We start from the raw sequence: 13,517 nt of genomic DNA, 5'->3' as shown, positions 1-13,517 counted from the left end.
GTTGTTTTCGGTCTGCGGGTGCGTTGGGGCTGGTCGCGCAGTTCCCCGCGCCCCTAAAGGGGCGCTCCAGTTGTCGGCAGTTTCAAGTCACCGTTAGTTTCAGGGCCAGGACCGGACAGTCTGAGGCCGCTCTGCGCGCCCGTTTCGCCGTGCGGGGCGGGATCGGTGCTCCGTCCACCAAGGGGTAGCCCCACTCATCCAGGGTGATGTGGTCCGGGAGCAACTCGGCGCACAGGCCATGTCCCTGGCAGGACGTCCAGTCGATGTCGATCTTCTGGTGGATCTTCTGGTCCATGGTCAGTGGGCCTCGTTCGGGATCGGGAGCAAGGGGGTGGGGTCGCTCGCGGTGCACAAACCCCTTGCGTGGGCGTCCAGTTCAGGGGCGAAGGTGGTCAGCGCGCTGCGGACCAGGCGGACCGTGCCGTCGGGGTGGTGGCAGGCGCCTCGGCCCTCCACCAGGCCGGACCAACGGGCGACGTCCTGGCGGGTGTTGGCCTGGGGGCCGGGGGTGGCCAGGGTCTGGAAGGCGGAGGCTATACGCGGGAGGCCGTTGAGGCAGGGGCCGCACTGGCCGGCCGATTGCAGGGCCAAGTAGCGCAGGACGCGGGCGGTTTCGGCCACGCCGCAGCGGTCGGTGGGGAGTACGGCCAGGACGCCTGCTCCCAAGTCGGCTGCGTCGAGCGTGCGTTGGGCCGCTTCGGCGGTGGGGATCCAGGTGCCGTGGTAGCCGCCGACCAGTACCGCGGATGTTCCTCGCAGGGGGAGCAGTCGGTTCAGGGGGAGGCCGAACGGGGCTTCCACCACCCGGACTTCGCGGCCCGGGACATGCAGGGTGCACAGGGTGCTGCCCGGCTGGGTCGGCGTGCCGGCGGTGCGGAACCAGTCGGCGCCGTAGCGGGCGACCAGGGCGAGGTGGGCCAGGGTCTCCACGTTCTGGATGAGCGTGGGGGCTTTGCGCACTCCGCGTTCGCGGACCGGCGGGTGCTGGTGGCGGGGCAGCGGGGCGTTGCCCGAGACGTACTGCGCCAGCGCCGATGCCTGGCCCGACAGGAAGCGTTTGGGGAGGCGGACGACCTGTACGGGGAGCGGGTCGTCGCGCTGGGCCAGCGCCGATTCCAGGTAGGACGCGCCGTCCTCCACGGCCAGGTGCGCCTCCCCCGCGCCCACCGCCCGGGCCGCCAACTGGAGCCCGTCCAGGACGAGATGGGGTGACAGGCGGAGCAGTGTCTTGTCCTTGCGGCTGGCCGGTTCGCCCTCCGCGCCGTTCGCCACGACCACGGGTGCGCGGCCCGTGCGACGGCTCGCGTCGGCCACCGCGACGAGTTTGCGGTACGTCGGGAACGCGGCGCCTCCACGTCCGGTGAGGCCGGATTCGGCGACTGTTCTCAGCAGGCCGTCGGGATCTCCGTACGACAGTGGGCCGTAGCGGAGTTCGTGGGTGGAGAGGTCGGCCGCGGTGCCGCCGGGGGCGAGGAGGCGGGGGGACATGTAGACGTCGGTGAAGGTCGTGGTGGTCATGAGCGGGCTCCTTCGGCTGTGCGGAGCAGGGCTGCGGGGGTGCGGCGGGACTCGCGGGCGGAGTGGGCCGTGCGGATGCCGAAGGCGGCGACCACGGCGGCCACGCAGGACACGGTCAGCCAGGTCATCCAGTCGGTACCGGTGTCCGTGCCGATGCCGATGCCGTGGATCAGGGCGACCGGCCAGGAGGCGTACGCGAGCCAGTGGAGCGCCCGCCAGGTGCGGTGTCCGATGCGTTCCCGCAGGAGGCTGGTGACCAGGACCGCGAGCATCAGGTCGAGGGCGACCGTGCCGAGGCCGAGCCAGAACGGCTCGTAGTCGGAGACGAAGGGCACGACCGCGTCGACGACGGTGATGTTCACGTATCCGTCGATCACCGCCACCGCTATGTGCAGCGCCAGGAAGGCGGTCGCGGAGAGGGAGAGGGTGCGGTGCAGGTTCACCGTGCCGAAGCGGGGCAGGCCGGGGAGCCGGGTGCGCAGGCGGACCGCGATGCCGAGCAGGACCACGACCGTGAACAGGACGAGGCAGACGGCTCCGGTGGCGCGGTTGGCGTACCAGAGGATCTCGGAGCTCATGCGGCGGTCCCCCGGGGCCTCGCCGGGGAGGTGGGCCAGCCGGGAGTCGTGACGACCGTGCCGTCCTGTGCCACCAGGCGCGCGGGGAGGCCCAGGCGTGTCAACCAGCGTTCCGCGCCCGCTCCCTTGACCAGGGACGCCGTGCTCGCCGCGTTGGCGTCGGCGCTCGTCGCGGCGGCGACCGAGACCGTGCGCCAGGGGCTGCGGACGGGGAGGCCGGTGCGCGGGTCGACGATGTGGTGCAGCTCGTAGCCGCCCCTGCGCCAGCGGCGGGCGGCCGTGCCCGAGGTGGCGAGGCCGCCGGAGCGCAGGCCGATCGTGGCGTACGTACCGTGCGCGGGCGTCTCGTCGACGGAACCCGTGACGTCCTGGACGCGGATGTTCCAGCCGCCGGCCGGGGGCTCCCCCGCCACGGCCGTGTCGCCGCCCAGGCTCACCAGGACTCCGCAGCCCGCCACTTGGGCAAGCATCGCGGCGGCCTTGTCGGCGGCCCAGGCCTTCGCCGTGGCGCCGAGGTCCAGGCGGACGCCGGCCGGGACGGTGACCGTGCCCGTCGTACGGTCCAGGTCGATCGTGCGCCAGCCCGGGGCGCGCTTCACGGTGAGCCGGATCGGGCGGTCGTCCTCCTGGACGAGGGTGAAGTCGCGGTCGTAGCCGATGGCGTTCATGGCCGAGCCGACCGTCGGGTCGACCGTGCCGTCCGTCGCCTCGGCGGCGCGCAGCGCGACCGCCAACGCCTCGGCGAGCAGCGGGCTCACGGTGACCGGGCGGCCCAACGCGGCGTCCAGCGCGGTCAGTTCGGAGTCGGTACGGAACCTGCTGCACGCCGCGTCGACCTCGGCGAGGTGCCGGGCGAGGAGCAGGTTGCAGGAGTCCAGCAGGGCCGGATCGGTGACGACCAGCCGGACGCTGGTCCCGAGGGCACGCCAGTCGGCGGCGGCCGTCGTGCGCGGGGGCGCGGTGCTTGTGCTCATCACGACGCTCCCGACGTGGAGTCGGTGGAGCTGCCGGACGACGACGTCACGCCGGACGAGGACGACTGGAGGTCCGACGAGGACGAGGACGAAGAAGTGGAGGATGAGGAGGATGAGGACGACGAAGAGGTCGAACTGTCCGATGTGGACGAGGTGTTGGAAGAGGCGGACGGCGAGGGCGACGACGAGCTGGTCGTGCCGGTGCTGCTCGCCGTCGTGTCCGCCTCCGCGTCCGACTGCATCGTGCCGACCAGGGCGAACACCCCGGCCGCCGCGGCCAGCGTGATCGCCGCCGTGGCGGCCGCGATGCGCCGCTTGCCTCTGCGGACCGCCGTAGCGGCCCCACGCTCCTTGACTGTCATGACTCTTCCCCTCCGCAGTGACGCTCTGTCACGTCCTACGGTCGGGGACCAGCCTGAGAGAAGTCTGTGAGGCGCCCATACGCCTCCCGAGAACTCTCTGAGAGGAATCTTAAATTGCTTGAGGCTTCAACAAGCCCCTTCTCCGTTGATCGCCGCTTACGCGCTACTTGCTTACGCGGTGAGGCGCGCGATCGCCTCGTCGACGGTCAGTTCCTCGCGCTCGCCGGTCCTGCGGTCCTTCAGCTCCAGGACACCCTCGGCGGAGCGACGGCCCGCGACCAGGATCTTCGGTACGCCGATCAGCTCCGAGTCGGTGAACTTCACGCCCGGGGAGACCCCGGCGCGGTCGTCGACCAGGACGCGCAGGCCGGCCGCGCGCAGCTTCTCCGATACGTCGAGGGCGAGTTCGGTCTGGAGGGCCTTGCCCGCGGCTACGACGTGCACGTCGGCCGGAGCGACCTCGGCGGGCCAGCACAGGCCCTTGTCGTCGGCGGTCTGCTCGGCGAGGGCGGCCACCGCGCGGGAGACGCCGATGCCGTAGGAGCCCATGGTCACGCGGACCGGCTTGCCGTGCTGGCCGAGGACGTCGAGCTTGAGGGCGTCGGCGTACTTGCGGCCGAGCTGGAAGATGTGGCCGATCTCGATCGCGCGGTCCAGCTTGAGGCCGGTGCCGCACTTGGGGCAGGGGTCGCCCTCCTGCACGACCACGACGTCGACGTACTCGCCGACCTCGAAGTCCCGGCCCGCGACGACGTTCTTGGCGTGCGTGCCCTCCTTGTTGGCGCCCGTGATCCAGGAGGTGCCGGGGGCCACACGCGGGTCGGCGATGTACGTGACCTTCTCGCCCAGGCCCTGCGGACCGACGTACCCGCGCACCAGGTCGGGACGGCCGGTGAAGTCCTCCGCCGTCACCAACTCCACTGCGGCGGGGGCGAAATGGGCCTCGACCTTGCCCAGGTCGACCTCACGGTCACCGGGGACACCCACGGCCACGATCTCGCCGTCGACCTTCACGAGGAGGTTCTTCAGCGTGGCGGAGGCCTCCACGCCGAGGTGGGCGGCGAGGGTCTCGATGGTGGGGGTGTCGGGGGTCGGGATCTCTTCGAGCGCGGGCACGCCGGCGGCGTCCACGGGCTTCAACTCGTACGTGATCGCTTCGGTGTTGGCGGCGAAGTCGCAGTTCGGACAGTCCGCGAAGGTGTCCTCGCCGGCCTCGGCCGGGGCGAGGAACTCCTCCGACTTCGAGCCGCCCATCGCGCCTGCGGTCGCGGCACAGATGCGGTAGTCGAGACCCAGGCGCGCGAAGACCTTCTGGTAGGCCTCGCGGTGCAGGGCGTACGACTTGGCGAGGCCCTCGTCCTCCGTGTCGAAGGAGTACGAGTCCTTCATCAGGAACTCGCGGCCGCGCAGGACGCCGGCGCGGGGGCGGGCCTCGTCGCGGTACTTGTTCTGGATCTGGTAGAGGATGACCGGCAGGTCCTTGTAGGAGGACGCCTGGTCCTTCACGATCAGCGTGAAGATCTCCTCGTGGGTCGGGCCGAGGAGATAGTCGCCACCCCTGCGGTCCTTGAGGCGGAACAGCTCGGGGCCGTACTCCTCCCAGCGGCCGGTCGCCTCGTACGGCTCGCGGGGCAGGATCGCGGGGAGCAGCACCTCCTGGGCGCCGATCGCGTCCATCTCCTCACGCACGATCCGCTCGACGTTGGAGAGGACCTTCTTGCCGAGGGGCAGCCAGGACCAGATGCCGGCGGCCGTGCGACGGACGTAGCCGGCCCGCACGAGCAGCTTGTGACTGAGGACCTCGGCGTCCGCCGGGTCGTCGCGCAGCGTCTTCGCCATCAACTGGGACATGCGCTGGACCGGTGCGTTCGCCATTGTTCCTGTACTCCTGCCGGGAAAGGGTGATGGCTAGGAGGTTAGCCGGGCGTGCTGTGCCGGTGGAAATCGGTTAGCGGTGTCTACCGGTGGCGCAGCGGGAGCGGGGCGCCCATGACGGCGTACGGCTTGGGGGCGCTCGGGAACAGGACCTGGCGGGCGAGGTCCTCGTAGCCGAGGGAGCGGTAGAGGCCCCGGGCCGGGCTGTCGGTGTCGATCGCGGAGAGGATCGAGCGGGGTTCGGCGGCGGCGTCCGTGATGGTGGTGATCAGGGAACGGCCCGCGCCGCGGTTCTGGTAGTGCGGGTGGACGTGCAGCTCGGTGATCACGAAGGAGTGGTCGAGCCAGTCGTCGTGGTCGCGGGCCCGGAGGTACGGCTCCACGACCGTGGACCACCAGTGGGTGCGGTTGTTGGGCATGCCGTAGACGAACCCGACGAGTCGGCCTTCGGTCGTGGCGCCGAGGGCGCGGGCGCCGGGGTAGGTCATGTGGCGCAGGACGATCTGGCGCCGTACCGCTACTTCGTCCGGGCCCAGGCCGAATGCGAGGGCTTGTACGGCCAGGGCTTCGTCCACGTGGGCCGAGAGGTCCAGGGGGCCGATCACGACGTCTTGGGGCTGGCGGTGACCGTGACCGGGAAATCGCATGTGGGGAGAGTACAGGGGGTTCGGTTGTTGTTCGGGTGCGGGCCGCACGTGGCTGGTCGCGCCCACGCGGCGGAGCCAGCCGCACATGTCACAGCCCCGCGCCCCTCGGGGGTTCGCCCTTGGCGCGTTTCAGAAGAGGACGCTCATGAAGGCGCCGACCTCTTGGAAGCCGACCCTCAAGTACGCCCTTCTCGCCGGGGTGTTGAAGTCGTTCACGTAGAGGCTGACCATCGGGGAGACGTCCGCGAGGGCGTAGCGCAGGACCGATGCCATCGCGGGGGCCGCCACGCCCATCCCCCGGTACTCGGGGGCCACCCAGACGCCCTGGATCTGGCAGGCCTTGGGTGTCGCCGCGCCGATCTCCGCCTTGAAGACGACCTTGCCGTACTCGTCCAGGCGGGCGAACGAGCGGCCGGAGCCCACGAGTTCGGCCACGCGGGCCTGGTAGAGGAGGCCGCCGTCGCCGGCCAGTGGGGAGACGCCCACCTCCTCGGTGAACATCGCCACGCACGCCGGCATGATCGTGTCCATCTCGTCCTTGCGGATACGGCGGACGTACGGGTCGGGGGCGATGTCGGTGGGCATGCGGTCGGCGACCATGAGGGGCTGGCGGGCGCGGACCTCGCGGGCCGGGCCCCAGCTGGGTTCGAGGAGGCGCCAGAGTTGGGCCGTCGCCTCGGCTGAGCCGACGATCGAGGAGCAGCGGCGGCCGGCCCTGCGGGCGCGGTCGGCGAAGGCGCGGACGGCCCGCGGTGTCGCGCAGATCGGGACGAGGTTGGCGCCCGCGTAGCAGAGGGACGTCAGCATGCCGTCCTCGTACCAGCCCCACATCTCGCCGCCGAGCCGCCAGGGGTCGAGGCCCGCGACCTGCACCCGCGAGGTCACGAAGGCGTTCGTGACCGGCTCGCGGTCGAGCACGGCGAGCGCGGCGTCCAGGTCGCTCGGTTCGAGCACCCGAGAGGTGGTCTGGGTCAACACGTGCGGGGCCTCACCCTAAGGTCTGCTGATCTCCGCACTGTACCTGCGGAAGCTGAGCGGTGCTTTGTGTTGCCGCTTGCTTCTCAGTCGGGGTGGGTCAGGTCGCCGTCTCTGGGGGCTGCCGCCCCCAGCCCCCCGCTTTCGGCCTGGACGGCCTCGTCCTCAAGCGCCGGACGGGCTGATGGTGCGGACCGGCGCGGACAGGTTCAGCCCCGAGACTCCGCAGCCCGACCCAGACCTTCCGGCCCGCGCCACACCCTTCAGCCCGCGACCGAAACCGAAGGCTCGCCGGAGGCGATGCCGTCCGCCTCCATCTGTTCGGCGATCTTCATCGCCTCCTCGATGAGGGTCTCCACGATCTTCGACTCGGGGACGGTCTTGATGACCTCGCCCTTGACGAAGATCTGGCCCTTGCCGTTGCCGGAGGCGACGCCGAGGTCGGCCTCGCGGGCCTCGCCGGGGCCGTTCACCACGCAGCCCATGACGGCCACGCGGAGCGGGACCTCCATGCCCTCCAGGCCCGCCGTGACCTCCTCGGCCAGCTTGTACACGTCGACCTGGGCGCGGCCGCAGGAGGGGCAGGAGACGATCTCCAGGCGGCGGGGCTTGAGGTTCAGGGACTCCAGGATCTGGTTGCCGACCTTGACCTCCTCCACCGGCGGGGCCGAGAGCGAGACGCGGATCGTGTCACCGATGCCCTGGGACAGGAGCGCGCCGAAAGCCACCGCCGACTTGATCGTGCCCTGGAACGCCGGGCCCGCCTCGGTGACGCCGAGGTGGAGCGGGTAGTCGCACTGGGCCGCGAGCTGGCGGTACGCCTCGACCATCACGACCGGGTCGTTGTGCTTGACCGAGATCTTGATGTCCTGGAAGCCGTGCTCCTCGAAGAGGGACGCCTCCCACAGGGCCGACTCGGCGAGCGCCTCGGGGGTCGCCTTGCCGTACTTCTTCAGCAGTCGAGCGTCCAGCGAGCCCGCGTTCACGCCGATGCGGATCGGGGTGCCGTGGTCCTTCGCGGCCCGCGCGATCTCCTTGACCTTGTCGTCGAATTGCTTGATGTTGCCGGGGTTCACGCGGACCGCCGCGCAGCCCGCCTCGATCGCCGCGAAGACGTACTTCGGCTGGAAGTGGATGTCCGCGATCACCGGGATCTGCGACTTGCGGGCGATGGTCGAGAGGGCGTCGGCGTCGTCCTGTGTCGGGCAGGCCACGCGGACGATCTGGCAGCCGGACGCGGTGAGTTCGGCGATCTGCTGGAGCGTGGCGCCGATGTCCGACGTACGGGTCGTCGTCATGGACTGCACGGACACCGGCGCGTCGCCGCCGACCGCCACGGTGCCGACCTGGATCTGCCGGCTCTTGCGGCGCTCGGCGAGCCTGGTCGGTACGGACGGAATGCCGAGAGAAATCGCAGTCATCTGCTGTGCAACCCCAAGTCGTGGATCAAGGCCCCGGTCCCGGAACAGCGGGCTCCAGGCTTCGAGATTACGTCAACCGTGCCGGCCCGAGCACATCCCGGCCGTAAACCCACTCAATGGAGAGCGGCCCGGCAGGAAAGATGCCGGGCCGCCACAAACTATGGGTGACTAGGAGATTTTCACTGGGTTAACCACGTCCGCCACCAAGACCAGCAACGTGAAGCAGACGAAGATCCCCGCCACCACATAAGCCACCGGCATCAGCTTCGCCACGTCGAACGGGCCCGGGTCCGGGCGCTTGAGCACCTTCGCCAGGTTCCGCCGCAGCGCCTCCCACAGCGCGCCCGCGACATGCCCGCCGTCGAGCGGGAGCAGCGGGAGCATGTTGAAGAGGAAGAGGGAGAGGTTGAAGCCGGCCACCAGCATCAGAGCCATGGCCAACTGCTGGGTGGGCGGGATGTCCAGGGTGAAGATCTCGCCGCCCACGCGGGCCGCGCCGACCACGCCCATCGGGGAGTCGGCCTGGCGGGGGGCGCCGTCGAAGGCCGCGTTCCACAGGGCCGGGATCTTGCCGGGGAGGGCCGCGATGGAGTCGACGGCCTCGCCCATGCGGTCTCCCATCCAGGTGACCGAGTCGCCGAAGTCCTGGCGGACGATGCCGGTGGCCGCGCTGAAGCCGAGGAAGCCGGCGGTGACGTACTGGCCCTGGACGATCTGGCCGCTGGAGTCCTTCTTGGCGACCTGGTTCGACGCGATCTTCGCGTGCAGGGTGAGGGCCTGGCCCTTGCGCTCGACGACGATCGGGACCGTCTTGCCGGGGGTGGCGCGGATCAGGTCGGAGAGCTTGTTCCAGTCAGTGGTCTTGACTCCGTTGAAGCTGACGATCTTGTCGCCCGCCTTCAGGCCCGCTGCCGCCGCCGGTGAGGCCGGGTCGGTCTTCTTGCAGGTGTCGCGGTTCTGGCTCTGCGCGATGACGCACTCGGAGACCGAGCTGACCGTGTTGGTCTGCTGCGAGATGCCGAAGCCCATCAGGACGGTGAGGAAGAGCGCGACCGCGAGGATGAGGTTCATGAAGGGGCCCGCGAACATCACGATGACCCGTTTCCAGGGTTTGCGTGTGTAGAACAGGCGAGACTCGTCGCCGGGCTCCAGCTCCTCGAAGGCCGCCGAGCGGGCGTCCTCGATCATGCTGCGCCACGGCGACGTGGAGCGGGACTCGATCTTGCCGTCGGGGCCGGGCGGGAACATGCCGATCATGCGGATGTAGCCGCCGAACGGGATGGCCTTGAACCCGTACTCGGTGTCGCCCTTCTTCCGGGACCAGATGGTCGGGCCGAAGCCGACCATGTACTGGGGCACCCGGATACCGAAGAGCTTCGCCGTGGACAGATGCCCCAGCTCGTGCCAGGCGATCGAGACCAGCAGGCCGACCGCGAAGACGACTATGCCGAGGATCATCATCAGGGCTGTCATGCACGCGCCTCCGCGTTCGCCGTGGTCGTCTGCGCTGTCAGTTCGCGGGCCCGGGCGCGTGCCCAGGTCTCCGCTTCGAGGACGTCCGACACGGTCAGTGAAGTTCCCGTGGCCGGTGTCCCGTGTTCCTCGACCACCCGTGTCACCGTCTCCATGATTCCGTTGAACGGCAGCGCGCCCGCGCGGAACGCCTCCACGCACTCCTCGTTCGCCGCATTGAACACCGCCGGAGCCGTGCCCGCGAGCTGTCCCACATGCCGGGCGAGGCCGACCGACGGGAACGCGTCGGTGTCGAGCGGGAAGAACTCCCACGTCGACGCCTTGCTCCAGTCGAACGCGGGCGCCGCGTCCGGGACCCGCTCGGGCCAGCCGAGCCCGATGGCGATCGGCCCGCGCATGTCGGGGGGTGTCGCCTGGGCGAGTGTCGAACCGTCCGTGAATTCCACCATCGAGTGGACATACGACTGCGGGTGCACGACCACCTCAATGCGATCGAAGGGAATGTCGTACAGCAGGTGCGCCTCGATCACCTCCAGCCCCTTGTTCACCAAGGTCGCCGAGTTGATCGTGATCACCGGGCCCATCGCCCAGGTGGGGTGCGCGAGTGCCTCTTCTACGGTCACTCGCGCCAGGTCCGCTTTGCTACGACCCCGGAAGGGACCGCCGGACGCGGTGACGACGAGCTTGCGCACATCGGCTCGGGTGCCGGCCGCGAGGGCCTGGAACAGCGCCGCGTGCTCGGAGTCCACCGGGATGATCTGGCCCGGCTTGGCCAGCGCCTTCACCAGCGGGCCGCCGACGATGAGCGACTCCTTGTTGGCGAGCGCGAGGACGCGACCCGCCTCCAGGGCGGCGAGGGTGGGTGCCAGGCCGATGGATCCGGTGATGCCGTTCAGCACGGTGTGGCAGTCGGAGGCGGCGAGTTGGGTGGCCGCGTCCGGTCCGGCGAGGATCTCCGGGAGCGGCTCCCCCGCGCCGTACTGCGCGGCGAGCGCCTCGCGCAGTGCCGGTACGACGTCCTCGCGGGCGACCCCGACCGTCCGCACCCTGAGCTGGTGGGCCTGCTCGGCGAGAAGCCCGACCCGGCCGCCGTTCGCGGAGAGTGCGGTGACCCGGAAGCGGTCCGGGTTGCGCAGCACCAGGTCGATGGCCTGGGTGCCGATGGACCCGGTGGACCCGAGGATCACCAGGGCCTTGGGACCGTCGCCCACGACGGGGTCGTAGACGAGATGTGGGTCGGCGAGGGGTGCTGGACTGTCGCTCATCCCTCCATTGTTGCCGCAACGGGTCCCCGGGTGGACAGCGGTTCCCTCGCGCGGGTGGCTTATCGGCTCTCGTCGGTGATTGAAGGGAAATCCCCCTTTGTGAATACGGCGTGAAGGTCGTGTGATAACACTTCAGTCCTGCGCCGGTGGACGACCGGCGCGTGGACGACATCCTGGGGGGATTCTCCATGCGGATACGCGCTGCCCTGCCCGCACTCGCGGGCGCCGCGATACTCACCGGCACCTTGCTGAGCACTCCGGCCGAGGCGGCCGGCGGGGTCACGATCTACCGCGTCTGGTTCGACAGCCCGGGCTCGGACACCCGGTCCAACACGAGCCTGAACGGCGAGTGGGTGCAGATCAAGAACACCAGCGGGTCGGCGATCTCGCTCAAGGGGTGGGTGCTGAAGGACGTCTCGAACCACCGATACGTCTTCAAGAACATCAAGATCGGCGCCGGCAAGTACATCAAGGTGCACACGGGCAAGGGCTCGGACACCGCGGCGAACACGTACCAGGGCCGTGCCGCCTATGTCTGGAACAACACCAGCGACACGGCGACGCTGACGAAGTCCAACGGCAGCAAGGTCGACACCTGTTCGTGGACGACGCGGGATCCGAGCGACAAGTACTGCTGAACGAGGGCTAGTTGACCGGTCGGTGGAGGTTGTCCGCCTTGGACGGGCCCGGGGTCGTGTCGGCGATCCAGGGTCCGTCGCCCGACGGGTCGACGATGCCTTCCTCCAGCCATGTGTACGCGCCGCCCATGACACCCTTGACGACCTTGTGGTCGATCGCGTCGGTGTTGGTCCACAGGCGGCCGAAGAGTTCCTCGACGCGGATGCGGGACTGTTCGCAGAAGGCGTCGGCGAGTTGGTAGGCCTCGCGGCCGTGATCGCCCTGGGTGCGCAGGAGTTCGGCCCGTACGCAGACCGCGCTCATCGCGAAGAGTTCCGCGCCGATGTCGACGATCCGGCCGAGGAAGCCCTGTTTGGTCTCCATGCGGCCCTGCCAGCGGGACATGGCGTAGAAGGTGGAGCGGGCGAGCTTGCGGGCGCCGCGTTCGACGTAGCGAAGGTGCCGGGAGAGGTCGATGCCGTGGCGGAACTCGCCGTAGGTGCCCGGGAGTTGGCCGGTGCCCGCGACCAGCTTCGGGAGCCACTTGGCGTAGAAGACGCCCGCGTTGGCGCCCGCTTTCGCCTTGTCCTGAAGGGACTTGTCGGGGTCGATGAGGTCGCCGGCGACCTTGAGGTGGGCGTCGACGGCCTCGCGGGCGATCAGGAGGTGCATGATCTCCGTCGAGCCCTCGAAGATGCGGTTGATGCGGAGGTCGCGCAGGACCTGTTCGGCGGGGACCGCCTTCTCGCCGCGGGCCGCGAGGGATTCGGCCGTCTCGAAGCCCCGGCCGCCGCGGATCTGGACCAGTTCGTCGGCCATCAGCCAGCCCATCTCGGAGGAGAAGAGCTTGGCGAGCGCGCCCTCGATGCGGATGTCGTTGCGGTCCTCGTCGGCCATCTGCGAGGAGAGGTCGAGTACGGCCTCCAGGGCGAAGGTCGTCGCCGCGATGAAGGAGATCTTCGCGCCCACGGCCTCGTGGTCGGCGATCGGCCTGCCCCACTGCTCACGGGCCGCCGACCACTCGCGGGCGATCTTCAGGCACCACTTGCCGGCCGCGACGCAGGACGCGGGCAGCGAGAGGCGGCCGGTGTTGAGGGTGGTGAGGGCGATCTTCAGGCCCGCGCCCTCGGGGCCGATGCGGTTGGCCGCTGGGACCCGGACCTGGTGGAAGCGGGTGACGCCGTTCTCGATGCCGCGCAGGCCCATGAAGGCGTTGCGGTTCTCGACGGTGATGCCGGGCGAGTCGGTCTCCACGACGAACGCGGTGATGCCGCCCTTGTGGCCCTCACTCTTCGGCACCCGGGCCATCACGACGAGGAGATCGGCGATGACGCCGTTGGTGGTCCAGAGCTTCACTCCGTCGAGGACGTACGAGTCCCCGTCCGGCACCGCGCTCGTCGCGAGCCGCGCGGGGTCGGAGCCGACGTCCGGTTCGGTGAGCAGGAAGGCGCTGATGGCGGTGCGGGCGCAGCGGGGCAGGAACTCCGCCTTCTGCTCGTCCGTGCCGAACAGCTTCAGCGGCTGGGGTACGCCGATCGACTGGTGGGCGGAGAGCAGCACGCCGACCGCGGGGCAGGCGGAGCCCGCCAGCGCCAGTGCCTTGTTGTAGTACACCTGGGTGAGGCCGAGGCCGCCGTACTTGGTGTCGATCTTCATGCCGAGGGCGCCGATCTCCTTGAGGCCGCTGATGACCTCGTCGGGGATGCGCGCCTCGCGTTCGATGCGGGCCGCGTCGATCTGCGTCTCGCAGAAGACGCGCAGCTTCGCGAGGAACTCCTCGCCGCGCCGGGCGTCCTCGGCGGGCGGGAGGG

The 13,517-nt window shown here is 69.9% G+C and carries 13 protein-coding genes; 2 read left to right on the top strand and 11 right to left on the bottom strand.

Features of this window, described 5'->3' with window-relative positions:
- Positions 1–82: 82 nt before the first annotated feature.
- The 4 genes from ACNFOC_RS39450 to ACNFOC_RS39435 are packed head-to-tail and all read right to left on the bottom strand — an operon-like array spanning position 83 to position 3,070.
- Entirely contained in the window at positions 83–295 is a 213-nt protein-coding gene (locus tag ACNFOC_RS39450) for a ferredoxin (protein WP_416963819.1), read from the bottom strand.
- Positions 296–297: 2 nt separating this feature from the next.
- Positions 298–1,518, bottom strand: coding sequence for an NADH-ubiquinone oxidoreductase-F iron-sulfur binding region domain-containing protein (locus ACNFOC_RS39445; RefSeq protein ID WP_416963818.1), 1,221 nt, complete (start codon positions 1,516–1,518; stop codon positions 298–300).
- Entirely contained in the window at positions 1,515–2,096 is a 582-nt protein-coding gene (locus ACNFOC_RS39440; protein ID WP_416963817.1) for a ferric reductase-like transmembrane domain-containing protein, read from the bottom strand. The genes ACNFOC_RS39445 and ACNFOC_RS39440 overlap by 4 nt, the downstream gene beginning before the upstream one ends.
- Positions 2,093–3,070 carry an FAD:protein FMN transferase gene (locus ACNFOC_RS39435; protein WP_416963816.1) on the bottom strand — a complete coding sequence of 326 codons (978 nt, stop codon included), beginning with the start codon at positions 3,068–3,070 and terminating at the stop codon, positions 2,093–2,095. The genes ACNFOC_RS39440 and ACNFOC_RS39435 overlap by 4 nt, the downstream gene beginning before the upstream one ends.
- Positions 3,071–3,085: 15 nt before the next feature.
- Between ACNFOC_RS39435 and ACNFOC_RS39430 the strand changes: the two genes are divergently transcribed.
- The gene (locus ACNFOC_RS39430; protein WP_416963815.1) at positions 3,086–3,502 is read left to right on the top strand and encodes a hypothetical protein; all 417 of its coding nucleotides are present in this window, start codon (positions 3,086–3,088) and stop codon (positions 3,500–3,502) included.
- 101 nt (positions 3,503–3,603) lie between these two features.
- On the opposite strand, the gene ACNFOC_RS39425 is transcribed toward ACNFOC_RS39430, so the two are convergent.
- The 6 genes from ACNFOC_RS39425 to dxr form a co-directional block, all read right to left on the bottom strand.
- On the bottom strand, positions 3,604–5,307 hold the full coding sequence (locus tag ACNFOC_RS39425) for a proline--tRNA ligase (RefSeq protein WP_416963814.1): 1,704 nt from the start codon (positions 5,305–5,307) through the stop codon (positions 3,604–3,606).
- An 83-nt stretch (positions 5,308–5,390) separates the two neighbouring features.
- Positions 5,391–5,954 (bottom strand): GNAT family N-acetyltransferase, encoded by a 564-nt coding sequence (locus ACNFOC_RS39420; protein WP_416963813.1) that lies wholly within the window; start codon positions 5,952–5,954, stop codon positions 5,391–5,393.
- Between the two features lie 129 nt (positions 5,955–6,083).
- Complete coding sequence (locus tag ACNFOC_RS39415) at positions 6,084–6,932, bottom strand: GNAT family N-acetyltransferase (RefSeq protein ID WP_416963812.1); 849 nt, start codon at positions 6,930–6,932, stop codon at positions 6,084–6,086.
- Between the two features lie 260 nt (positions 6,933–7,192).
- Positions 7,193–8,350 (bottom strand): flavodoxin-dependent (E)-4-hydroxy-3-methylbut-2-enyl-diphosphate synthase, encoded by a 1,158-nt coding sequence (gene ispG / locus ACNFOC_RS39410; protein WP_019058785.1) that lies wholly within the window; start codon positions 8,348–8,350, stop codon positions 7,193–7,195.
- Positions 8,351–8,518: 168 nt separating this feature from the next.
- Positions 8,519–9,823, bottom strand: coding sequence for a M50 family metallopeptidase (locus ACNFOC_RS39405; protein ID WP_521986212.1), 1,305 nt, complete (start codon positions 9,821–9,823; stop codon positions 8,519–8,521).
- On the bottom strand, positions 9,820–11,088 hold the full coding sequence (dxr, locus tag ACNFOC_RS39400; protein ID WP_416963811.1) for a 1-deoxy-D-xylulose-5-phosphate reductoisomerase: 1,269 nt from the start codon (positions 11,086–11,088) through the stop codon (positions 9,820–9,822). Before dxr ends, ACNFOC_RS39405 begins: the two co-directional genes overlap by 4 nt.
- Positions 11,089–11,276: 188 nt before the next feature.
- Between dxr and ACNFOC_RS39395 the strand changes: the two genes are divergently transcribed.
- Positions 11,277–11,726 (top strand): lamin tail domain-containing protein, encoded by a 450-nt coding sequence (locus ACNFOC_RS39395; protein ID WP_416963820.1) that lies wholly within the window; start codon positions 11,277–11,279, stop codon positions 11,724–11,726.
- Between the two features lie 7 nt (positions 11,727–11,733).
- Here the strand turns inward: ACNFOC_RS39395 and ACNFOC_RS39390 are convergent.
- Positions 11,734–13,517: acyl-CoA dehydrogenase family protein (locus ACNFOC_RS39390; protein WP_416963810.1), on the bottom strand; the 1,784-nt coding region annotated here is incomplete at its 5' end.

The organism is Streptomyces colwelliae, from assembly GCF_048158785.1.
GTDB lineage: Bacteria > Actinomycetota > Actinomycetes > Streptomycetales > Streptomycetaceae > Streptomyces.
This window is presented reverse-complemented; position numbering and strand designations above follow the sequence as displayed.